Origin of the sequence: Metabacillus hrfriensis (assembly GCF_030127205.1) — a bacterium.
GTDB classification, from domain to species: Bacteria; Bacillota; Bacilli; order Bacillales; family Bacillaceae; genus Bacillus_P; species Bacillus_P dongyingensis.
Genome location: NZ_CP126116.1, coordinates 2219246 through 2240922, shown reverse-complemented (window position 1 = coordinate 2240922; position 21677 = coordinate 2219246). Strand labels below are relative to the sequence as shown.

Below are 21677 nucleotides of genomic sequence, written 5' to 3'. Positions count from 1 at the left end.
TTTCCTCCTTATTATGTGGCCGTTTTCGGCGTTATGTATTGTTTTCATTCATGAATGAATGCAGTTTACTTTAGCATGTTTAAAGGGCGGCTTTTCCCGTTTGGAAAAAGCCTCTTTAAAAAAGGTGATAAAAGGCATCCCCCTCTTATCACCTTTGCTTTACCTAATTAAGCAGTTGTTTCTTCACCTTGTTTTGTTTCAAGAATTGCATCAGCAATTTTAGAAGTTAAAAGCTTAACTGCACGGATTGCATCATCATTTGCAGGGATAACGTAATCAATTTCATCAGGATCACAGTTTGTATCAACAATACCAACGATCGGGATGTTTAATTTACGAGCTTCAGCAACTGCAATACGCTCTTTGCGAGGGTCAATGATGAACAATGCATCAGGAAGACCTTTCATGTCTTTGATTCCGCCTAAGAATTTTTCAAGACGCTCAAGCTCTTTGTTAAGCTGAACAACTTCTTTCTTAGGAAGTACTTCGAAAGTGCCGTCTTCTTGCATTCTTTCAATGTCTTTCAGACGTTTGATGCGCTTTTGAATTGTTTCAAAGTTTGTTAACGTTCCGCCTAACCAGCGTTGGTTAACAAAGTACATGCCTGAACGCTCAGCTTCTTCCTTAACAGAATCTTGAGCTTGTTTTTTCGTACCAACGAAAAGAATTGTACCGCCGTTTGCAGCAAGTTCTTTCGTGAATTGGTAAGCTTCTTCAACCTTTTTAACTGTTTTTTGAAGGTCGATGATGTAAATGCCGTTACGCTCTGTGAAGATGTAACGTTTCATTTTAGGGTTCCAGCGGCGTGTTTGATGACCGAAGTGAACACCTGCTTCAAGTAATTGCTTCATTGAAATGACTGACATGATATTTCCTCCTAATTGGTTTTTGCTCCTCCGCACATATCATCTTTAGGCAAAACTGTTTAAAACAGCACCAATGCCCAAATCTATGGCGTGTGTATTAACACCAAAAATTAATATATCATAAGGACTGATCAGAAGCAAGCAAAAATCGACTAGTTTTGACGGAATTTAAGCAAAAGCTCAACTTCTGTTTTTCCTTTTTTTAATTCTTTCGCTATTTCCTCAGAAGAATACCCTTCTTGATATAGGGAAATAACCTTTTCCTCATCAGTTTGGGGATGAACCGTTTCCTTGCTGCCAGCAAGCTCCAGGTGATCCTCATTATCTATCTCAGGAACTGGAAATTCGGAATCTCCCGGTTCTGTCCCTGCTATTTTAAGGTGAGAGGTGTTTCTACCTATATTAATATCTTTCAGTCTGGCCATCTTTATTTCGTTTATTAGTTTTTCGTTCTCTTCTTTTAAGTCAATTAAATAAGCTGCAAGCGACAGCTCTGCTTCTTCAAGCATAGCCGCTTGTTTTTCCTCTGACTTTTTAACTGATTGATATCTTATATATAAAAGGGCAATTAAATAAAAACCTGCTGCATGAAGAATCATGCTGAAAACCAATAGAACGGCTGTCATAAAATTATTCCACTCACTTTTTTCAAGAAGTAGGGTGTTACCATTAATGAATGATTTTTTCGAGTAAATTTCTTAATTTAAATAAAGCTTTGGAATGAATTTGAGATATACGCGAAGTAGAAAGCTCCATCACATGTCCGATTTCTGTAAGGGTCAATTCTTCTTTATAAAATAAACTGACCACAAGCTGTTCTTTTTCAGAGAGTCCGACGATTACTTCACTCAATTGCTCAATCAGCTCATCTTTTACCACTTTTTCCTCGGGTGATATAGATTTCTCATCTTTCAGGACCATTTTCGAATGGTGATCCTGTTCATCAAGCTCGTGATTTTGGTCGTCTATAGAAAGAACATTTGCAAAGAATCCTTCGTTCATAATGTGCGTCACTTCATCCTCAGACATTTCCAGGTCCTTTGCAACTTCGCCGGGCAGTACGTTCCGCAAATACTTTTGTTCAAGACGCTCTATACTTGCATCAACTTTTTTAGCTTTTTCTCTTGAGCTTCGCGGCAGCCAATCCTCTTTTCTGAGGCCGTCCAAAATGGCGCCTCTTATCCGAAATGACGCATATGTTTCAAATTTCAAGTCCCTTTTGTAATCAAATTTTTCAAGAGCGTCATATAACCCTATCATTCCGATGCTTTTTAAATCATCTTTATTCACTGATTTCGGCAGACTAACTGAGATGCGCTGTACATGATAGCTTACAAGCGGCATGTATCTTTTGATAAGTGCATCACAGGCATCATTGTCACGGAAATGAATCCATTTGTCCCAAAACTCTTGTTCTTCGATCTTTGCTGCTTGTATCATTTTTCTCCCCTTCTGATTTGTGATTTTACCTTCTGGTGTGTTTTTTAAATCGTTTTCGATCCTTGATTGACAGTTCTTATATGCATCATGCAGGTGAAGGGATCAAATTCAATTGTTCTCCCGCTGCTTCCCCCCACATCCATGCTGACAACGGGAATATGCATTTGATGAAGCTGCTCGAGAATAGCTTCTACATTTCTGGGGCCGATGCGCATCAAGCTGGTTGCTGACTGGAATTGAAACATCTGCGCGCCTCCTGCAAGCTTTGCTTTTAAAAATCCGCGGCGGCCTCCGCTTGCAATCATTTGTCTGATCAGTTCTTTGACGGCGGTGTCCGCATACTTAGAAGGATTTTGTATACCTGACTTGGCGAGGGCAGAATCAGGAAGCATAACATGCACCAATCCAGCTATTTTTCTGAACTCATCATAAAGAACAAGACCCACACATGAACCGAGGCCTGAGGTTCGAATCCATTTTGGCGGCTCTACTACATCTTTTTCTGCTATTCCGACTTTTACAATCTCCACTATTTGACTCATACTTTATACCCCTATAGATCTGAAGAGCTTGTCAAAAGAGCCCGGGTCAGGCAAAAGAAAAAAATGACCTTGAATCACTTCTCTGCTCTCATCGCCGCTTTCTTCGATTGCTGTATCAATAACAATGGCATAATCACTCACATGGGAGAGCTCGATCAGCCCATGTGTAATGACAGCTGCGAACATATCAATTGAAAGACCCGGAACAGACGGATACAGACTAAGGCCAGTAAAGTCTGACAATGCAGTCAAATATGATCCTGCCACTATATTTCCAAGCTCTTTAAGTGCAGATGTCCCTATTTCTTCCTGTTCAATATTTTCTATTTTAAATGCTTGATCCTGCGTCAAATTCCGAATAAATCTTTCAGCCTGTTCAACCGATAAAATAAAATACATGGAACCTGGCAAATCGCCTTCAATTCTTAAATAAAGACTTGCCACAACCATTTCCGGCCCGCCTAGCCGTTCTGTAAGTTCATTAAATGACAGCAGGCTGACATCAGGAATCATCATTTCAATTCTTTTGTTTAAAAGAGCGGAAAGGGCTGTAGCCGAATGGCCGGCTCCAATATTGCCAGCTTCTTTTAAAATATCTAAATGCAGAGCTGTAAGCTGATTGAAATCATTCATACATAAAAACCTTATAATTGAAGGGCAAGCGCATTGTCTGCTGCCAATACTTTATTTAAATCAAGAATGATAATCAGCCGTCTGTCAATTTTAGCAACACCCTCTACATAATCGGCCTCTACTGCACCAACAACCTCAGGAGCAGGTTCAATTTCATCCATTTCCAAATCAATGACATCATTGGCAGCATCGACAATCAATCCGACCTCATATTGATCTAAAGCAGCAACAATGATCCTCGAACTATCTGAAAATGGCTTCTGCTGCATGTCAAATCTCGTGCGCAAATCAATGACTGGCGTGACAATGCCTCTTAAATTGATAACACCTTTAACAAAAGGCTTTGTTCCGGGAACACGTGTAATGACCTGTATTTTTTCAATAGAGCGCACTTTATCGACTGAAATTCCGTATTCTTCGTGATTTAATTGAAAAACAATCATTTTCATCTGTTTTCTGATCGTATCCGTCATTTCTATATCCCCTATTCCTGGTATGAACTATTTGATAAGAGCATTGCAATCAATGATTAAAGCTACTTGACCATCGCCCAGAATCGTAGCACCCGATACTGCAAAAACAGAGTTCAGATAATGACCGAGTGACTTTAAAACAATTTCCTGCTGGCCAATAAATGAGTTCACCACAAGCGCTGCTGTTTTATCCCCTTTTTTTACAATGACAATCGCAAGATGTGAGTCTCCTTCTTTTTCATCTGGCACTTCAAAAATTTCTGATAGGGAAATCAGCGGAACAATTCTTCCTCTGAAATCGATGACTTTCTGATTATGCGCACTCATGACTTCATCTTTGCTGATCACTGCCGTTTCAATAATAGAAGAAATCGGAATAGCAAATGTTTCATTCGCAAGCTTGACAAGCATGACAGATATGATTGAAAGCGTAAGCGGAAGCTGTATAGAAAATAACGAACCTGCTCCTTCAGCTGATTCAATTGAAATCGATCCTCCAAGAGCTTCAATTGTATTTTTGACCACATCCAGTCCTACACCTCTCCCGGATATATCTGATATTGTTTCAGCCGTAGAAAACCCAGAAGAGAAAATCAATTCATATACCTGCTTATCAGAAAGTGCACCTGCCATTTTTTCTGATACAATTCCCCGGTCAATTGCTTTTTTTAATACTCTTTCTCTGCTGATGCCGTTTCCGTCATCTTCGATCTCAATGAAGACATAATTCCCGCTGTGATATGCTCTAAGGACAACATTTCCTTCTTCTCGCTTTCCATGCTTAAGCCGTGTTTCAGGTGATTCAACCCCATGATCAATGGCATTTCTTAAAAGATGAACGAGCGGATCTCCGATTTCGTCAATAACTGTCCGGTCAAGCTCAGTTTCAGCTCCAATAATCTCAAGATTGATTCTTTTATTTAAGTCTTTGGCGAGCTGTCTGATCATGCGGGGGAACCGGTTGAAAACTGTTTCAACAGGGACCATTCTCATGTTTAGAATAATCGTTTGAAGATCGCCTGATATACGTGACATATGTTCAACTGTTTCATTTAGCTCGTTATTTTTCAGCTGCTTTGAGATTTGCTCCAGTCTCCCTCTGTCAATCACAAGCTCTTCAAAAAGATTCATGAGGCTGTCGAGTCTGTCAATATTAACGCGGATTGTTTTTGAGCTTGCCTGCACGGCTCCTTTAGAAACAGCTGCTTCATCTTTTGCAGCAATCAGTTCAGTATCAGCAGCACTTTCATTATGTTGAACAGTTTCTTTTTCTATCAATCTCTCATCTATTGAAAGAGGCGAAACATCTACAGATAGGATTTCAGAAACCTTCATGATTTGTCTTTCTATTTCATTTGCTGACTCCTTAGTTACAAAAGCGAGCTGAAATTGGTGATCAAATTTTTCTTCTTCCAGCAAATCGACTGAAGGAACGGATTTTATGACTTCGCCAAGCTTTTCAGCTATTTCAAAAACCATAAAAACACGCGCTGCCTTCAAGAGACAATCTTCTCTTAATTGAATCGTCAGTTCGTATGTATGAAAACCCTGTTCTCTTGACTGCTGCAGCACAGTTCGTTCAAAATCATCAAATTCATGCATAGCTGTGCGGGATGATCCTTCACTTTTATGTTCCATTCCTGAAGGTTCTCCCGCTTCAATCTTTTTCAGCTGCTCAATAATATTGTCAACATCTTTTTTCCCGCTTCCTCCTTCAGCAATGGACAGAACCATTACTTCTAGGTCGTCAACAGACTGAAATACGACATCAAGCAAGGCATCCGTTACTTTCAGTTTTTCTTGACGGATGGAATCAAGCACGTTTTCCATTTGGTGAGTCAGATTAGCTAAATCAGCATAGCCCATCGTTGCACTCATCCCTTTTAATGTGTGAGCTGAACGGAAAATTTCATTAACGATGAATAAATCAGCAGGATTTTTCTCCAGTTCAAGCAGCTTTTCATTACAAGACTGCAAGTGTTCTTTACTCTCTTCTATAAAGACCTCTAAGTATTGATTCATATCCATTTAGGTTTTACTCCCCTTAGCCTCGAATAAATTTCAAAATAGAAGCTGCAATATCCTGTACATCTTCAACTGCATCGATTGCTTTTGTCTGATAGGCCGTCTTCGGCATTCCAAAAACGATCGACGTTTTTTCTGATTCTGAGATGGCGTGCAGATCTCCTGACTGCTTTAATTTCTTTAATCCTTCTGTTCCATCTGCTCCCATGCCTGTCATCATGACAGCAACTTTATGAATATTTTCAAGCTTGCTTATTGATTCAAACATCGTGTCAACTGAAGGTCTGTGGCCGTTTCGGGGATACTCTTTATTCAATTTGATCATCAGCCCGTTTTGAGCCTTTTCAATTTTCATATGAAATCCCCCGGGAGCAATATAAGCTGTTCCATTTAAAGCCAATTCACCGTCTTCCGCTTCTTTCACATTGACGGCTGAAAGAGAATGAAGTCTTGCAGCCAAAGAAGTTGTAAATCCTTCAGGCATATGCTGTACGATAAAGACCGGAGCTTCCAGATCTTCAGGCAGCCTGGGCAAAACCTGCTGAAGAGCTCTTGGACCGCCTGTTGAAGTTCCAATGCAAACGATATGCTGCCCGTATCTTTTCGATTGCGTGATAGACTTCTTCTCTTGTTTAATGGGTTCAATATTCGCTTTATTTATTTTTCTAACACGCGAATGACTTGCCATCTGCACTTTTTGGAGTAATTCCTGTCTTACCTTATGGAGATCAAGTGAGATGGCTCCCGAAGGTTTTGCGATAAAATCAATTGCGCCAAGCTGCAGGGATTGAATGGTATGTTCTGCCCCTTCTTGGGCAGTGCTCGACAGCATAATCACAGGTCTTGGAAATTCCTCCATAATCCTTCTCAGCGTCTGTAGACCATTTAACCCTGGCATTTCGATATCCAGCGTAATGATATCAGGATTCAATTGACTGATTTTTGACAGGGCATCATGACCATTGCGCGCTGTGGCCACTACTTCTATAAAGCCGCTTTCTTCAAGAAAATCGGTGATCAGCTTTCTCATAAAGGCAGAGTCGTCTACCACCAGAACAGTAATCCTGCTCATTCAACAACCGCCTCCTTTGAACAATTGCGACATTTTAGATAGAAATGAAACAGTTTTTACATGGAAATTCAAATCCTTATTGCCTTTGTCCAGGTAATTGTCAGCAATCTCATGCAGTGCCCTGCTGGCGGCGCTTTTTGGAAATAATAAAGTAAATGGCATCTGTCTGATTACAGCTTGTGAAACAAATCGGTCATCCGGCATCCATCCTGCATATGACGCTTTCATAGCAAGAAACTTTTCAATTGCAGCCTGCATTTTCACTGAGGTCTCACGTGCAGCTTTTGCATGATCAGAACGGTTCACAACAATTGAAATGGGGATGCTTTTATCATGCAAACTTATTTGTTTAATAGCGGAATAGGCATCCGTTATGGAGGTTGGCTCAGGTGTTGTAACCACCATCAGTTCATCTGCTGATAAAATAAACCTCAGGCTTTCAGCTGTCATACCCGCCCCCATATCAAAAATGATGTAATCATATTTATTAAACAAAGCTTCGAGTTTAGAGAAGAAAAAATCAAACTGACGTTTCTCCATTTTGAACAAATATGATAATCCGGTACCCCCAGAAATAAAATCAAATCCGCCAGGGCCTGAATGAATCATTTCATCCAGCTCTTTTTTTTGATTAAAAAAATCTAAGATAGATGCATCGCTTGATTGGCCAATGAGGATGTCTATATTTCCATATCCAATATCTAAATCAAGCACAAGCACACGTTTTTCATTTTTCACTAACCTGACAGCAAAATTGACTGAAAAATTCGATTTGCCGACTCCGCCTTTTCCGCTTATGACAGCAATGGATTTTGCATAAGGTTTATTCATTTTCTGTAAGTGCAGTCTTAACTGCTCTGCCTGATCCATCTTCCTTACCTCATAATCTCTTCAACTGTCAGTTTTTCGGTAGCAATCAGGATATCATCTGGAACGTTCTGTCCGTTCGTCATATAGGCAACACCTTTTTCAGCAGAAAGGATAAAATCATACATGGATCCTCTTGTATTTGTTTCATCAAGCTTTGTAAAAATGACTTTATCGATATGAATGGATGAGAAATTATCATGTATTTCAAGCATGTCATTTAGTTTGGATGTAACAGACAGGACCAAAAATGTTTCCACTTCATCCGTGAAATCAATCAGTTTTTCTAAATCATTTACAAGCTGCCTGTTCCTGAAATTCCTGCCGGCCGTATCAATAAAAACCATATCAATATCCTCGAATTTTTCTTTTGCTCTCTGAAAATCTTCAATGGAATAACAGACTTCAAGCGGTGCATTTAATATTTTGGCGTACGTTTTAATTTGTTCGATTGCAGCAATCCTGTATGTATCCGTTGTGATGAACGCAATTTTTTTATGATTTTTCAGCATGCTTTCCGCTGCAAGCTTGGCAAGTGTAGTTGTTTTGCCGACCCCTGTTGGCCCGACAACATTAATGTATTTCTTTTTGTAGGAAATCCCTCCGAAAGCTAAATGCCTCATCTTCTTCTCCATCACCTTGACCACTTCTGAATGGAATTCAGGAGGAGATTGCTCAGACACGTCATTTGGCAAATCTGAGAGTATGACAGACCTGCTGGCTAAACCTATATCTTTATCTTGAAGAATTTGATTCAGCTTTATCAAATGAGGCGGAAGTCCCTTTTGCTGTTCATTTATGCTTAAAGATTTCACGAGTTTTTTCAGCTCAAGAACTTCTGATATCAGAGATTGCTCATGATTTATATCATTTGCTGCCTCTGGACCTGCTTTTACCAATTCAGGTTTCAACTGACTTCTTCTGATCAGCGGATCCGGATCTCGTCCGGCAATCACTTCTATCTTTTTTTTCATAAATAGACCGAAGACTCCGCCGGTATGAACCACTTTTGAGTTTAATATCACAGCATCATGACCGAGCTCGTTTTTTATTTTTTTCATTGCTTCCTGCATATTTGGAGCTATATATTTCTTTACCTTCATGCGATATTCACCACCCCGACACTTTGAACTTCCACATTGGCCTCAAGCTCGTTATAGGAGAGCACCGGCAGCTGCGGGAAATAGCGGTCTATTAACTGTCTGACATACATTCTTACTGCGGGCGAGCAAAGAAGAATCGGTGACTGCTCCTGCAGGGCTAATTGTTCGATTTCTTTAGCAATTGATTCAATAATAGCTTGAGAGATATCCGGTTCTATAGACAGGTAATTTCCATGCTCTGTTTGCTGCACTCCTTCTGCAACAGCTTTTTCAACTCTTCCAGAAAGAGTCACTACTTTTAATGTTTCACCTGATGAATACTGGCTTGTTATTTGTTTAGCAAGTGCCTGCCTAACGTATTCACCTAATAACTCTGTATCGGATGTCATTTTTCCGTAATCCGCTAAAGATTCAAAAATCACCGGCAAATTTCGGATTGACACCTTTTCTTTTAATAGCTTTGCAAGCACTTTTTGAATATCGCCGATTGAAAGCGGAGATGGCGTAACCTCTTCTGCCAAAATCGGATATGAGTCTTTCAAATGGTCAATCAGCTGTTTTGTCTCCTGCCTGCCAAGCAGTTCGTGAGCATATTGTTTGATTGTTTCCGTAATATGGGTAGAAACAACTGACGGAGGATCAACGACTGTGTAGCCGAACATTTCAGCTGCATCCTTGTTTTCTTCATTGATCCATTTTGCAGGAAGCCTAAATGAAGGCTCGATCGTATCAATCCCCTCTATGGAATCATCTTCAATTCCAGGGGCCATTGCCAAATAGTGATCTAGAAGAACCTCGCCTTTAGCTACTTCATTTCCTTTCAGCTTAAGCCTGTATTCGTTGGGCTTGAGCTGAATGTTGTCGCGTATTCTTACGACCGGAATGACAAGTCCGAGTTCAATGGCAAGCTGTCTCCTGATCATCACAATCCGATCAAGCAGATCACCGCCCTGGTTCGTATCAGCAAGCGGAATCAGGCCGTATCCAAATTCAAATTCTATTGGATCCACATTAAGCAGCTGGACGACGCTCTCAGGTGTTTTCATTTCATCAATCTCAACTTCCTCTTCAACTTCTTCTTCTAATTTCAGCTGATCATGTTTTGATTTAGAAATGAAATATCCCCCAAAACCAAATGCTGAAGCAATCGGTACTGTAACAAATAGACCAATAGGAGTAAAAATACCGAGCAGAAGAATTGTTGCTGCTGCGACATACATCATTTTCGGATAAGCAAACAATTGACTGGAAATGTCTGTTCCTAAATTGCCGTCCGAAGCAGCTCTTGTTACCACTATGCCGGTTGCAGTTGAAATAAGCAGGGCAGGTATTTGACTGACAATACCGTCACCGACTGTAAGCATCGTAAAATGAGCCGCTGCATCCCCAAAGCCCATGCCAAGCTGCATCATTCCAATAATAATGCCAAAAATCATGTTTATAATAACGATGATAATTCCTGCAATCGCATCTCCTTTTACAAACTTGCTCGCTCCGTCCATGGCTCCGTAGAAATCTGCTTCCCTGGATACTTTCTCACGGCGGGTGCGTGCCTGCTGCTCAGAGATGACACCTGCATTTAAATCTGCATCAATGCTCATTTGTTTTCCCGGCATTGCATCAAGAGTAAATCTTGCTGCAACTTCAGATACCCTTTCTGATCCCTTCGTGATTACAACAAACTGAATGATAATCAGGATAAGGAAGACAACAAATCCCACTAATACATTTCCGCCTACTACAAACGTTCCAAACGTTTCAACAACACCGCCTGCTTCTCCATGTGAGAGAATCGCACGAGTAGTAGAAACATTCAACCCCAAACGAAAGAGAGTCAGGAGCAGCAATAACGAGGGGAAAATAGCAAAATCAAGCGGCTCCCTCATATTCATTGAAGTTAAAAGAACGAGCAGGGCAAGAGTGATATTTATCATAATCAGCAGGCTTAAAAGCCATGTTGGAAATGGGATAATCAGCATTGCAACAATCAAAATAACACTTAGTAGAACAGATAAATCTCGAGCTTGCATGGTTTACCTCTCTTTCAAACAGAACCTGTATCCTATAAAACTTTAAATCTTATTTTTAAGCTGGTAGACATAAGCCAGTATTTCTGCAATAGCTTTAAAAAATTCTTCAGGCACCGCTTTTCCGATTTCAACTTGATCGTAAAGCGCTCTAGCTAAAGGCCGATTTTCAACCATTGTCACATCGTTTGCTTTTGCCGTCTCTTTGATTTTTTGAGCAACAAAATCGACTCCTTTAGCGACAACGAACGGTGCATCCATTTTATCTTCATCATATTTTAAGGCGATAGCAAAATGGGTCGGGTTTGTAATGACGACATCTGCATTAGGGACATCCTGCATCATGCGTCTAGCAGCCATTTCTCTTTGTCTTTGTTTAATTCGCGACTTAATTAACGGATCTCCCTCTGACTTTTTGTACTCATCTTTTAGATCCTGCTTTGACATGCGGATGTTCTTTTCAAAATCGAATTTTTGATAAAAATAATCAAGCAGTGAGAGAAATAACAAGGCTATAGATGCAAACAATCCCATTTGAAAAGTGAGCTTGGCAATGAATATAAACGCTTTTTCTACTGTTAATTTTGAAAGGGATAAAATTTCCCCCATCTGAAACCAGATGACAGAAAAAGTTACAGCTCCCACAAAAGATATTTTCAATATCGATTTAAGCAGTTCAACAATCGCTCTCATGGAATAAATGCGCTTGAACCCTTGAATCGGATTAATTTTCTCAAGCTTCATCTGAATAGCTTCTGTTGAGAATAAAAAGCCGACTTGCATATAGTTTCCTGCGACTCCTGCAACTAATGCCACTCCCATAATCGGTGCACTTATATAGGCTGATTCAATCACCATCTCCACCATCAGCTCATGGACATTTTTTTCTGTCAAATTCATTAATATCGTCTCTTGCAAAGAGGCATTCATCATAACCAGTATCCGCTGCAGCATAAATGGCCCGATAAACAGAAGAGATAAAAAAATGGCCAGAAGGCTGATTGCCGTATTTACATCCGCACTTTTTGCAACTTGTCCTTTTTTTCTGACATCATCACGCTTGCGCGGTGTAGCTTTTTCTGTTTTTTCACCTGAAAAGAATTGCAGATCAAGTTTAAGAAATTCCATTTCCTGCTCCTCCGATTATTTCCATTAAATCCTTCATCGTATAAAGCATTGTTTCAAATACATGCTGGGTGAGCATAAACATCGCTCCCATGACCAATATGAGCATAATAAAGCTGACACCGATTTTCAGCGGAAGTCCGACTACAAAAATGTTCAGCTGAGGCACAGTGCGCGCAACAATTCCAAGAGCGAGATCAACCAGGAACAACGATGCTACAACAGGAAATGACATTTGAAAGGCAATCAAAAACATCGCACTGAACGATTTTGTGATCATATTAGCGATATTTCCATCTCCGAAAGGAAACACAGCACCTTCAAGCGGAATGTATTGAAAACTGTAAAAAACACCGTCAAGAAGGAGATGATGGGCGTTTACACTCAGCATAAACAGCAAGGCCAAAATATTCAGGAATTGACCAATAAGCGGACTTTGCGACCCGGTTTGCGGATCGATAATATTGGCAATGGCAAAACCCATTTGAAAATCAATCAAACTTCCTGCTATTTGCACAGCAGCCAACATCAGATAGGCAGAAAAACCGATGAAAAGACCGATCATCACTTCTTTTACTGCAAGGAGGATGAATGCACCGTCAAGTTCCAATGGTTCTGGATTTACTGCAGTAAATACGATGAGAGAAAGAAAAAAAGAAAATCCGATTTTATGTGACGATGGAATCGTGCGGTACGAAAATAACGGAAGTGTTACAAAAAATGCACTCATTCTTGCGAATATAAGCAAAAAAGCCGGAAAACTTTCAATTACATTCATGTCTTAACCTACAAATCTATTAAGATTGCCGAAAATATCCTGTGCATACGATATGATGGTTGACAGCATCCACGGGCCGAAAAAAACCAGACCTATCAGCACTCCCACAATTTTAGGAACGAAAGCAAGCGTCTGTTCCTGAATTTGAGTTGTCGCCTGAAAAACACTGACAACTAATCCAATGACCAATGCGATCACGAGAAGAGGACCGCAGATGATAAAAGTAGTATAAATGGCTTTTTCAGCAATCGAAATGACAAATTCTGAACTCATATGTTTAATCTCCTACTTAAAAACTTTGAAGAAGTGATTTCACGACCAAATACCATCCATCTACAAGAACAAACAGCAAAATTTTAAATGGAAGTGAGATCATCACCGGCGGAAGCATCATCATTCCCATTGACATCAAAATACTTGCTACAACCATGTCGATGACTAAGAATGGGATGAAGATCATAAATCCAATTTGAAAAGCGGTTTTTATTTCACTGATTGCAAAGGCAGGAACAAGCGCTGTAAGGGGAATATCTTCGACCGATTCCGGTTTTTCCATCTTTGCATATTCAAGAAACAGAGCTAAATCCTTTTGCCTTGTATGCTTGCTCATAAAGTCTTTTAAAGGGAGAGCTGCTTTTTCATAAGCCTCTTCAAGTCCAATTTCTTCATTAAATAAAGGCGTCAATGCCTGCTTATTAATTTCTGAAAAAGTCGGGGCCATAATGAAAAATGTCAAAAACAGAGCAATGCCGATCAGCACCTGATTCGGGGGCATCTGCTGAGTTGCGAGCGAAGTCCTGACAAAAGACAGAACGATGATGATACGGGTAAAACATGTCATTAATATTAAAATGCTTGGTGCGAGAGAAAGGACTGTCAGCAACAGCAGCAATCTTACAGAAGTGCTTACATTTTCGGCATCGCTATTGCTGAATATTTCCACAAATTCATTCATTTTGTGTGATCCTTTCTAGTTAAATCCTCTAAGCTGCTTCGTCTTTCCTTTTTTAATTGATCTAGCTGTTCTTTAAAGGAGAATGATTGCACGCTTGCATTCCGGTTACTAATATAGTTAGATAACGGACCTGATACATTTTTCAGCCAATCCTTCGGGTCAATCGCAGAAGCAAATCGCTGCTGATGTTCCTCTACTATCTCCCTGCATTCTTCTTCATCCTCAATCTCTTTTAACAGCTGAACAGAATCTGAAACACCTACTACAAGGACTTTTTTTCCTACTTTTACTAACTGGATGGAACGATTCTGGCCAACATTTGTACCGCCCAGATTTTCAATGTATTTTGATGAAGAAGTGAATTTGTTCCTTTTACTAACTAATTTAATCAATATGTAAATTAAAAATAGTATAAATGCTGTTGCCAGAATCATCTTAATGAAATCCCATGCTGTAACAGACGTTTCAGCAGCTTGATTGATTTCATCTGATTTCAGGCTGGTTTTTTCACTCTTGCTGTCAGACGATTTTTCATCTGATCCTACCCAATCTGCTACAGATTCAGTCCCCTGCTCCGCATGAACAACTGACTCGCCATGCGGGATAAGGAAGACGAAAAGGATCATAGCTATTCCGATCATTTTGATTATCACTTGCAAGGGAAAGACTCCTTTTAGCTTAATGTTTTATTAATGGCTTCAAGCACTCTGTCTGCCTGAAAAGGCTTCACGATAAAGTCTTTTGCGCCGGCTTGAATCGCATCGATTACCATTGCCTGCTGCCCCATAGCAGAACACATGATGACTTTTGCATGAGCGTTCATTTTTTTAATTTCTTTGAGAGCTGTTATACCATCCATCTCAGGCATAGTAATATCCATGGTTACTAAGTCTGGAAAGTGCTCTTTATATTTCTCAACAGCCTGTGCACCGTCAGCAGCTTCAGCTACGACTTCAAATCCATTCTTTGTTAAGATATCTTTAATCATCATTCTCATAAATGCCGCATCGTCCACGATCATTATTTTATGTGCCATTTCAGTCACTCCCATGATTGATTTACTTTAGTTTATTTAAACGCTCAGACTGACTTAAAATATCAGTCACCCGCACTCCAAAATTTTCTTCGATAACGACTACTTCCCCTTGCGCGACAATTTTATTGTTAATTAGTATATCAACAGGTTCGCCTGCAAGTTTATCCAATTCAATAATTGAGCCGGAGGATAGTTCTAAAATCTCTTTAACCGAACGCTTCGTGCGTCCAAGCTCGACTGTTACCTGAAGAGGGATATCAAGCAGCATATCAAGGTTTTTCATTTCATTTTGATACGTTAGAACAGGTTCGAAAGATGAAAATTCTGCAGGCTTTACATCAACGGATGGCCTCTCCGCTCTTTTCTGAACTGGCTGTGAAGCATAACTGTGCTGAGTCTCTGAATAAGAAGGTGCAGGTTCATTTCGGATTTCTTCTTTAACAGCTTCTATTGTTGCTGCTTGCTGCTTAGGGTTCATCAGTTCGTCAACTAGATCTTTTGCAAATTGCAAAGGCAGCAGCTGCATAATCTCTGAATCTATTAAACTTCCAATTTTAAGCCTGAATGCTACTTTTAAGAATAGATCATCTTTTGGAAAAGCTTCTGTTCCTTCTCCTTCTTTTACATCCAGGAGCTCAATAGAAGGAGGAGAGATATCAACTTTTTTGTTAAAAATTGTAGACATTGAGGTTGCAGCGGATCCCATCATTTGATTCATGGCTTCCTGAACGGCGCTTATCATGATTTCATCCAGTGATGAATCAGTAATCTCTCCGTTGCCGCCAATCATCAAGTCTGCAATAATCGCCGCATCACTTTGTTTAATCACAAGTAAATTGCTGCCGATAAACCCTTCGGTATAATTCACCTCAATTGCAACATAAGGATGTGGAAACTCATCTGATAGTCTTTGTCTTTGGACAACTGAGACGGTTGGAGTCGTAATTTCCACTTTTTGATGCAGCAATGTTGATAGAGCTGTTGCTGAACTGCCGAATGATATATTGCCGATTTCTCCAATTGCATCTTTTTCCATTACATCCAAATAATCTTCTGTATCTATCGTGTAATCTTCTCTATCGCTTGAATCTGAGCCCTTTAAAAGAGCATCAATCTCATCCTGAGATAACATCCCATTACTCACCTTCTTCGTGCCCCCTCTGATAATGGCCAATTACTTGCACTGCTGCTTTTCTTTTTAGTTTTCCAGGCTGACCATAAAATTTAGGTTTGTCTCCAATTTTGATCACCAAAGGCTGATCAATGGCTTTTTCAAGCTGAATAACATCTCCCGCTTGTATATCTAAAAATTCTTGAATAGTGATCTCTGATATACCCAGTTCTGCAATGATCTGCAGCTCTGCAGAATGGATTTTTCGCTCCAGAGCTTCAACTTCGTTTTTCTTAGGTTCCTTTCTCTCAGACTGCATCCAAAAGTGAACACTTAAACGGGGAATAATCGGTTCCAAGATGACATGCGGAATACAAAGATTAATCATGCCGCTCGTTTCGCCAATCTGTGTATTCAGTGAGATCACCACAACCGTTTCGTTTGGTGAAACCATCTGCAGAAACTGCGGATTGACCTCAAGATTATTCATGACTGGCTCTATATCATAAATGGAACTCCATGCCTCTTTGTAATTATCAAGTGATTTTTCAAACAGGTTTGACATAATTCTGCTTTCAATTTCCGTTAATTGATCCGATTTGTTTATGCCTGTTCCAAGGCCGCCCATCAGCCTGTCCATCATGGCATAAGCGATATTTGGATTAACTTCCATTAAAATCCGTCCGTTTAATGGCCGCACTTCAAATACGTTAAGCACTGTCATTTTCGGAATAGAGCGAATAAACTCTTCATACGGCAGCTGATCTACAGATCCGACGCTGATTTGGACATACGTTCTAAGCTGAGCTGAAAAATAAGTTGTCAACAGCCTAGCAAAGTTCTCATGAATTCTCGTTAAGCTTCTGATTTGATCTTTTGAAAACCTGAGTGCTCTTTTAAAATCGTAAACTTTCACTTTGCGCTCTGTTTCTTCTTTTTTTAATTCCTCAGCATCCATTTCACCTGATGAAATAGCTGAAAGCAATGCATCTATTTCGTTTTGAGAAAGAATTTCACTTGGCATTCATTCACACCTCCTGTGCAGGTTTTATGCCAAACTATTGAATGATATAGGAGGTTGTGTAGACCTTCTGAATTTTGCCTTTTTGCATCAATTCGTTTGCGCGCTTCTTAACAGTCTCTTTAAAAGCGTTCATGCCTTCTTTTCCATCTAATTCATCAGCAGGAATATTTGAAAGCTCTGAAATGATAATATCTCTGACTTGAAATTCTCTTTTTTCAAGCTCTTCTTTCGCTTTCTTGCTGTCCGTTTCTAGTTTAAAAGACAAACGGACAATGTTATCACTTGCCAGATTAGTCGTAATTTCCGGAAGATCAAAGGAATACTCGATGACCTCATCGATGGACGGCTCTTTTTCTTTTGCTTCTGCCGTATCCATAAAATTTGTAACGATGACTAATGCTATTACGCCTATTAACGTAATGGATGTAATGATGACAAGCATGATGGTTAATAATTTTTTATTCATGTCCGTTCACCTCCGCAGAACCTGATGCATGTAAAAGATGAATTTCTCTATAAAAATTGCGGGTTAATAATGAAACCGCTGTTTCTGATTCTTTTACGACAAATTTTTTCCCGTTGGTAAGTGTTATGGTTGTGTCCGGAAAAGACTCTACCTGCTCTATGTAAATCGCGTTTAATGTAAATGACTTTCCATTCAAACGAGTTAATAAAATCAAATGCTGCGGGGGTCATATATAGATATGAGCCCCCTGCCCCCTAACTTAACGTTTTAAATTCATTAATTCCTGAAGAATTTCATCAGAAGTCGTAATAATTTTTGTATTTGACTGGAAACCGCGCTGAGCTACGATCATTTCTGTGAATTCATCTGCAAGGTCTACGTTTGACATTTCAAGCATTCCTGCCATGATTGCAGCTGAGCCGTCTTCGCCTGGAACACTTAGTTCTCCTAGCTGAATACCATCTGTTCCTTGATCGATAGTTCCTGAATTACTGGATTCTTTGTATAAATTCCCTCCGACTTTTTCAAGACCGCCTTCGTTTGCAAAATTAGCTACCATGATTTGTCCAGCATCATCTAAAGTTCCATTTGCATTAACATAACTTACACTTCCGTCTGGTCCTATATTGAAGCTTTTAGCAGTAAGAGGAATTTGGATTAGCCCTGCAGAAGCAGTATTTCCCGCTCTTCCGATTAGGTACTGTCCATCTGCTGTAACTAAAAATCCTTTATCATCCAAATAGAAATTTCCAGACCGCGTATAGCTTAAATCCATTGCACCATCTATTGAACCTGTAATAGTGTTATTTTGATTCGGTTGATTATTAACACTTCCAGGATTTAGAATTGTCCCAACCACAAAAAATCCATCTCCGGCTAAAGCAAGATCCAGTGTTCTGCCTGTTGACTGATTTGAACCGGCTGTGTGAATCGTATCAATCGAACTTAGTGCTGAACCAAGTCCTACCTGCTTGGCATTCATGCCGCTTGCAGCATCAGTCGCTGCACTTGCACTTGCAATCTGCTGGTTTATTAGATCTTTATATGTGACACGGCCTTTCTTGAAACCGTATGTATTAACGTTTGCGATATTATTACCGATCACATCAAGCTTTGTCTGGAAATTTTTCATACCGCTTACACCTGAGTACATTGAACGCAACATATTGATTCTCTCCCTATTGGATCTATTTTGTTTGCTGCTTCGCTCGGTCCGCAGCAATGGCCTCCTTTAAAGGTCCAGCCAGCTTAATTTAAGATGATGGTTCCGTTTATATTTGTGAAAATTTGATCTTTCGCTTCATTTCGGTTCATTGCTGTAATGACGGTGTTGTTTTTAACGTTTACGATGAATGCCGCCTGATCTAATAAAACCAGTGAATCGTTAACACCTTTAGATCTTGCTTCAGACATTTTTTCTTTCATTTTGCTCCATTGAGATTCCTCTACCACGATCCCGCGGTCTGCCATTCTTTGTTTGGCATGTTTGCTTATTTTAATAGAAGAATTCTCATCTTTAAGCAGGTCCTGAAACGTCGGCTTTTGACTTGGTCTGACATCTGGTGTTTTTGGTATTAAAGACAGGGGATGCTGATTTAAATGGCTGATTTTCATTGAAAGGGTTAGCTTGCCGCGTTCTGAGCTGTTACTTTTGTAATTAATGCACTCGGTATCTCTTTACCGTTTTGCATTTCAAGGATAATATCAGCCCCAGATTGTTTGATGGATTTAACTATGCCTGTTTCCGCTGCCCCGTCTTCTGTACTCCATTCGACTTGTTTGCCGATCATTTCTGAATATTTTAAGATTCCATCATTCAGCTGAACCTGAACAAAGTTGCTCAGCTGTGTATTCATATTGGTCATTTGCTCAAGGGATGAGAAGCTTGCCATTTGAGAAATAAATTCTTTATCCTCCATCGGATTTAAAGGGTCCTGATTTTGCAGCTGTGCAATCAGAATCTTCAAGAAATCATCCTTGCCAAGACTTGATTTTCCGCCAGATCTTTCAGCAGCAGTCGATGATAAGAGCAGCCCCGTGTCTATTGTATTTTGTGTCATAAGAGATCTCCTTTTACGTCAGCATATTTAAGTGAGCCTTAAAGGAATCTGTTTCAGTTTCGTCTTCAAGTTCTTCTTTTTGTCTATCATCTTCAAAATGATTTTGGTTATTTTCATCATGCCTGCGGTTAAATGATGTTTCTATCTGTTCTCCGTACACCTCAAACTTGTCTACTTGTATATTTAATGTTGGCAGGGCCTGCTTCAGTTGATGAATGCTTTGTTCTACAAGTTCTTTCGCAGACTTTGTGGAAGTGATAATTTTAGCAATCATTTCACCATGCTGCTGCTGAAGCTTAACTGTGAGCATTCCTAAATGTTCCGGAGACAGTCTTATTGTCATTTGAGATAAACCGCTTGAGGCAAGGTTCGTTTTCGCCTTTTTAAAGACCTCTGTTAACTGATTTAAAATCAGCTGATTATTAGAATGTAACGATTTTTCTTTTAAGGAAGAAATTTCATTATTCATTTTTAATAAGTCTGATTGAAGAATATTTTCCATAAGCAAGCTTTTATGGCCAAAGGCTTTCTGACCAACTTTTGTTTTCAGTCTTATTTCATTCATTAAAGTTTCTGGAACCTCTCTGTCAATATGAGAGGAGGCACTATTAATTTCATTTCTTTCCGGTGTCATATCACTTTCAATGTCTTGACCATCAGTCATTATCTTTAATAAAAGTTTTGACAGCTGCACTTGAAGATGATGAATATTTTCAGCATTTTTGATTGACGCTTGTATATCCTGCAATGATGAAATGGAAAGTGACGCAGCTGATTGTACTAATTTATGAATCACTTGATCGTTCTGTGGTCTGCTTTCTAACAATTCACTGCTCAGTCCTAATTCTGTCGTCCCTTTAATGTGATTCTGTTTATTTAGAGATTTTATTAATTCGAGCATCTGCGGAGTTTGCAAGACTTCTTTCGAATTCATTTCCGAAAAGTATGCCCTAAGCGGCTTAATCGCAGATGAAATCTTTTCATATAATCTCATGCTTTCATCTGACAGTTCAGCCAAAGATAATTTCTCACTAATTAATGAAACCAGCTTTTCAGCTTCCAAAGAAATCTTCACATTTGAAATTCCCTTATTGGATTCATTTCCGGATTTAGAGTGTGAATCCATCACCCAGCCACTCACGGCATTTTGAACTGCTGCTAATACTGTTTGAACGTTTCTATCTTCTAAATCCGACTTATTATTGAATAATGGCTTGCTTATAGATGTGTTATAAGCTTGATATTCATGTTCACTATTCAATTTCTCCAGCAGTTTATTGGCATCATGCAAGAATTCAGCTGAAGTCAAGCGGGAATCTGACTCATAAATTTTGCTGTGCTCAATGTCATGTTCCCTCTGAGATAAAGCGTGAGTAATAATATTTTCTATTAGAGAAACAGAATCTTTGATTGTGTCTGTCTCTTTATCTTTATCCAGATCATACCCAATCACTTTTCTATTAAGCTCTGCTTGACTCATTTCAGTACTTCCAGCTTGATGATTCGAAAAAATCTGTAAAGCTTTTTCAAAGAGTTTGATTCCTGCAGGTTCAGGGTATTTTTGTGAAATATAATCACTTATTTTATCTTTTATATATTTTTTATCCCTTGTATCAGGCAGCTGAATTACCCCAGCCATTATGGACAGCACTTTTACTGTTTCAGGCTTATCGTCCAGCTGGGTGAAAATACTCTCCATAGATACAGCACCACTGAGAATTGATTGAACAGCTTTTGCTTCATCCAAAGTTACTAATTCCAATAATTCATTGACTTTATCATTGGTCAAGGGTGGTTCTTTAAAAAAACCTTCATCTAACGGAATTTCTTGTAAGGCATTCATTATTCCGGCTTCTAGATTTTGAAATTCAAGCCCTATTTTTTCAGCATCAGGCAATGCAGTATCGGTTGAAAAAGAATTTACACTTTTGGAGATAAGCGGCTCTTGTTCTAAGAACTTTTGAAAAGAAGCTGAATTTCTGCTCTTTTCAACGCTGGTTTGCATAAGTGGCACAGCTCTAAATGAGGCAGATGGAATTTTCATTTTTTCACCCCCTCTCAGAGTTTTCATCTA

At 39.5% G+C, this 21677-nt stretch carries 25 protein-coding genes; all 25 read right to left on the bottom strand.

Going from position 1 to position 21677, the window contains the following annotated elements:
* Nucleotides 1–167: 167 nt before the first annotated feature.
* The 25 genes from rpsB to QLQ22_RS11040 all read right to left on the bottom strand — a co-directional run bounded on the left by rpsB (nucleotide 168) and on the right by QLQ22_RS11040 (nucleotide 21647).
* Nucleotides 168–866, bottom strand: a complete 699-nt coding sequence (gene rpsB, locus QLQ22_RS11160; protein ID WP_223442384.1) for a 30S ribosomal protein S2 — start codon at nucleotides 864–866, stop codon at nucleotides 168–170.
* Nucleotides 867–1018: 152 nt separating this feature from the next.
* Complete coding sequence (locus QLQ22_RS11155) at nucleotides 1019–1492, bottom strand: DUF6115 domain-containing protein (protein WP_284016632.1); 474 nt, start codon at nucleotides 1490–1492, stop codon at nucleotides 1019–1021.
* A gap of 43 nt (nucleotides 1493–1535) precedes the next feature.
* Nucleotides 1536–2303, bottom strand: coding sequence for a FliA/WhiG family RNA polymerase sigma factor (locus QLQ22_RS11150; RefSeq protein WP_223443333.1), 768 nt, complete (start codon nucleotides 2301–2303; stop codon nucleotides 1536–1538).
* A gap of 47 nt (nucleotides 2304–2350) precedes the next feature.
* Nucleotides 2351–2848, bottom strand: coding sequence for a chemotaxis protein CheD (locus tag QLQ22_RS11145; RefSeq protein ID WP_252208622.1), 498 nt, complete (start codon nucleotides 2846–2848; stop codon nucleotides 2351–2353).
* Nucleotides 2849–2851: 3 nt separating this feature from the next.
* The gene (locus tag QLQ22_RS11140; RefSeq protein WP_223442375.1) at nucleotides 2852–3481 is read right to left on the bottom strand and encodes a chemotaxis protein CheC; all 630 of its coding nucleotides are present in this window, start codon (nucleotides 3479–3481) and stop codon (nucleotides 2852–2854) included.
* A gap of 11 nt (nucleotides 3482–3492) precedes the next feature.
* The gene (locus tag QLQ22_RS11135) at nucleotides 3493–3954 is read right to left on the bottom strand and encodes a chemotaxis protein CheW (protein WP_284016631.1); all 462 of its coding nucleotides are present in this window, start codon (nucleotides 3952–3954) and stop codon (nucleotides 3493–3495) included.
* A gap of 27 nt (nucleotides 3955–3981) precedes the next feature.
* Entirely contained in the window at nucleotides 3982–5982 is a 2001-nt protein-coding gene (locus QLQ22_RS11130; protein ID WP_284016630.1) for a chemotaxis protein CheA, read from the bottom strand.
* Between the two features lie 16 nt (nucleotides 5983–5998).
* A complete protein-coding gene (locus QLQ22_RS11125) occupies nucleotides 5999–7051 on the bottom strand; it encodes a protein-glutamate methylesterase/protein-glutamine glutaminase (protein ID WP_284016629.1) in 1053 nt (350 codons plus the stop codon).
* Nucleotides 7052–7921, bottom strand: a complete 870-nt coding sequence (locus QLQ22_RS11120) for a MinD/ParA family protein (protein WP_284016628.1) — start codon at nucleotides 7919–7921, stop codon at nucleotides 7052–7054.
* A 5-nt stretch (nucleotides 7922–7926) separates the two neighbouring features.
* Nucleotides 7927–9021: a flagellar biosynthesis GTPase FlhF gene (gene flhF, locus QLQ22_RS11115; RefSeq protein WP_223442362.1), complete on the bottom strand. Its 1095-nt coding sequence runs from the start codon at nucleotides 9019–9021 to the stop codon at nucleotides 7927–7929.
* The gene (gene flhA, locus QLQ22_RS11110; RefSeq protein ID WP_284016627.1) at nucleotides 9018–11051 is read right to left on the bottom strand and encodes a flagellar biosynthesis protein FlhA; all 2034 of its coding nucleotides are present in this window, start codon (nucleotides 11049–11051) and stop codon (nucleotides 9018–9020) included. The genes flhF and flhA overlap by 4 nt, the downstream gene beginning before the upstream one ends.
* 42 nt (nucleotides 11052–11093) lie before the next feature.
* Nucleotides 11094–12176: a flagellar biosynthesis protein FlhB gene (gene flhB / locus QLQ22_RS11105; protein ID WP_223442357.1), complete on the bottom strand. Its 1083-nt coding sequence runs from the start codon at nucleotides 12174–12176 to the stop codon at nucleotides 11094–11096.
* Nucleotides 12163–12951 (bottom strand): flagellar biosynthetic protein FliR, encoded by a 789-nt coding sequence (gene fliR, locus QLQ22_RS11100; protein WP_284016626.1) that lies wholly within the window; start codon nucleotides 12949–12951, stop codon nucleotides 12163–12165. The genes flhB and fliR overlap by 14 nt, the downstream gene beginning before the upstream one ends.
* A gap of 3 nt (nucleotides 12952–12954) precedes the next feature.
* A complete protein-coding gene (gene fliQ / locus QLQ22_RS11095; RefSeq protein WP_284016625.1) occupies nucleotides 12955–13224 on the bottom strand; it encodes a flagellar biosynthesis protein FliQ in 270 nt (89 codons plus the stop codon).
* 16 nt (nucleotides 13225–13240) lie between these two features.
* A complete protein-coding gene (gene fliP / locus QLQ22_RS11090; protein ID WP_223442349.1) occupies nucleotides 13241–13906 on the bottom strand; it encodes a flagellar type III secretion system pore protein FliP in 666 nt (221 codons plus the stop codon).
* On the bottom strand, nucleotides 13903–14559 hold the full coding sequence (locus tag QLQ22_RS11085; RefSeq protein ID WP_284016798.1) for a flagellar biosynthetic protein FliO: 657 nt from the start codon (nucleotides 14557–14559) through the stop codon (nucleotides 13903–13905). The genes fliP and QLQ22_RS11085 overlap by 4 nt, the downstream gene beginning before the upstream one ends.
* A 20-nt stretch (nucleotides 14560–14579) precedes the next feature.
* The gene (locus QLQ22_RS11080) at nucleotides 14580–14942 is read right to left on the bottom strand and encodes a chemotaxis protein CheY (protein WP_223442346.1); all 363 of its coding nucleotides are present in this window, start codon (nucleotides 14940–14942) and stop codon (nucleotides 14580–14582) included.
* A gap of 22 nt (nucleotides 14943–14964) precedes the next feature.
* On the bottom strand, nucleotides 14965–16086 hold the full coding sequence (gene fliY / locus QLQ22_RS11075; protein ID WP_284016624.1) for a flagellar motor switch phosphatase FliY: 1122 nt from the start codon (nucleotides 16084–16086) through the stop codon (nucleotides 14965–14967).
* Nucleotides 16079–17077 (bottom strand): flagellar motor switch protein FliM, encoded by a 999-nt coding sequence (fliM, locus tag QLQ22_RS11070; RefSeq protein WP_223442343.1) that lies wholly within the window; start codon nucleotides 17075–17077, stop codon nucleotides 16079–16081. Before fliM ends, fliY begins: the two co-directional genes overlap by 8 nt.
* A 34-nt stretch (nucleotides 17078–17111) precedes the next feature.
* Nucleotides 17112–17543, bottom strand: coding sequence for a flagellar basal body-associated protein FliL (gene fliL, locus QLQ22_RS11065; protein ID WP_223442340.1), 432 nt, complete (start codon nucleotides 17541–17543; stop codon nucleotides 17112–17114).
* Entirely contained in the window at nucleotides 17536–17757 is a 222-nt protein-coding gene (locus tag QLQ22_RS11060; RefSeq protein ID WP_223442337.1) for a flagellar FlbD family protein, read from the bottom strand. The genes fliL and QLQ22_RS11060 overlap by 8 nt, the downstream gene beginning before the upstream one ends.
* A 45-nt stretch (nucleotides 17758–17802) precedes the next feature.
* On the bottom strand, nucleotides 17803–18708 hold the full coding sequence (gene flgG, locus QLQ22_RS11055; protein WP_284016623.1) for a flagellar basal body rod protein FlgG: 906 nt from the start codon (nucleotides 18706–18708) through the stop codon (nucleotides 17803–17805).
* An 83-nt stretch (nucleotides 18709–18791) separates the two neighbouring features.
* Complete coding sequence (locus QLQ22_RS11050; RefSeq protein ID WP_252208617.1) at nucleotides 18792–19157, bottom strand: TIGR02530 family flagellar biosynthesis protein; 366 nt, start codon at nucleotides 19155–19157, stop codon at nucleotides 18792–18794.
* Between the two features lie 8 nt (nucleotides 19158–19165).
* Entirely contained in the window at nucleotides 19166–19603 is a 438-nt protein-coding gene (gene flgD / locus QLQ22_RS11045; RefSeq protein ID WP_284016622.1) for a flagellar hook assembly protein FlgD, read from the bottom strand.
* A gap of 13 nt (nucleotides 19604–19616) precedes the next feature.
* Nucleotides 19617–21647: a flagellar hook-length control protein FliK gene (locus tag QLQ22_RS11040; RefSeq protein WP_284016621.1), complete on the bottom strand. Its 2031-nt coding sequence runs from the start codon at nucleotides 21645–21647 to the stop codon at nucleotides 19617–19619.
* Between the last annotated feature and the right edge of the window lie 30 nt (nucleotides 21648–21677).

Coding starts and splice junctions, on each gene's coding strand:
- rpsB (WP_223442384.1), bottom strand. CDS start 866: ATGTCAGTCATTTCAATGAAGCAATTACTTGAAGCAGGTGTTCACTTC.
- QLQ22_RS11155 (WP_284016632.1), bottom strand. CDS start 1,492: ATGACAGCCGTTCTATTGGTTTTCAGCATGATTCTTCATGCAGCAGGT.
- QLQ22_RS11145 (WP_252208622.1), bottom strand. CDS start 2,848: ATGAGTCAAATAGTGGAGATTGTAAAAGTCGGAATAGCAGAAAAAGAT.
- QLQ22_RS11140 (WP_223442375.1), bottom strand. CDS start 3,481: ATGAATGATTTCAATCAGCTTACAGCTCTGCATTTAGATATTTTAAAA.
- QLQ22_RS11135 (WP_284016631.1), bottom strand. CDS start 3,954: ATGACGGATACGATCAGAAAACAGATGAAAATGATTGTTTTTCAATTA.
- QLQ22_RS11130 (WP_284016630.1), bottom strand. CDS start 5,982: ATGGATATGAATCAATACTTAGAGGTCTTTATAGAAGAGAGTAAAGAA.
- QLQ22_RS11125 (WP_284016629.1), bottom strand. CDS start 7,051: ATGAGCAGGATTACTGTTCTGGTGGTAGACGACTCTGCCTTTATGAGA.
- QLQ22_RS11120 (WP_284016628.1), bottom strand. CDS start 7,921: ATGGATCAGGCAGAGCAGTTAAGACTGCACTTACAGAAAATGAATAAA.
- flhF (WP_223442362.1), bottom strand. CDS start 9,021: ATGAAGGTAAAGAAATATATAGCTCCAAATATGCAGGAAGCAATGAAA.
- flhA (WP_284016627.1), bottom strand. CDS start 11,051: ATGCAAGCTCGAGATTTATCTGTTCTACTAAGTGTTATTTTGATTGTT.
- flhB (WP_223442357.1), bottom strand. CDS start 12,176: ATGGAATTTCTTAAACTTGATCTGCAATTCTTTTCAGGTGAAAAAACA.
- fliR (WP_284016626.1), bottom strand. CDS start 12,951: ATGAATGTAATTGAAAGTTTTCCGGCTTTTTTGCTTATATTCGCAAGA.
- fliQ (WP_284016625.1), bottom strand. CDS start 13,224: ATGAGTTCAGAATTTGTCATTTCGATTGCTGAAAAAGCCATTTATACT.
- fliP (WP_223442349.1), bottom strand. CDS start 13,906: ATGAATGAATTTGTGGAAATATTCAGCAATAGCGATGCCGAAAATGTA.
- QLQ22_RS11080 (WP_223442346.1), bottom strand. CDS start 14,942: ATGGCACATAAAATAATGATCGTGGACGATGCGGCATTTATGAGAATG.
- fliM (WP_223442343.1), bottom strand. CDS start 17,077: ATGCCAAGTGAAATTCTTTCTCAAAACGAAATAGATGCATTGCTTTCA.
- fliL (WP_223442340.1), bottom strand. CDS start 17,543: ATGAATAAAAAATTATTAACCATCATGCTTGTCATCATTACATCCATT.
- flgG (WP_284016623.1), bottom strand. CDS start 18,708: ATGTTGCGTTCAATGTACTCAGGTGTAAGCGGTATGAAAAATTTCCAG.
- QLQ22_RS11050 (WP_252208617.1), bottom strand. CDS start 19,157: ATGAAAATCAGCCATTTAAATCAGCATCCCCTGTCTTTAATACCAAAA.
- flgD (WP_284016622.1), bottom strand. CDS start 19,603: ATGACACAAAATACAATAGACACGGGGCTGCTCTTATCATCGACTGCT.
- QLQ22_RS11040 (WP_284016621.1), bottom strand. CDS start 21,647: ATGAAAATTCCATCTGCCTCATTTAGAGCTGTGCCACTTATGCAAACC.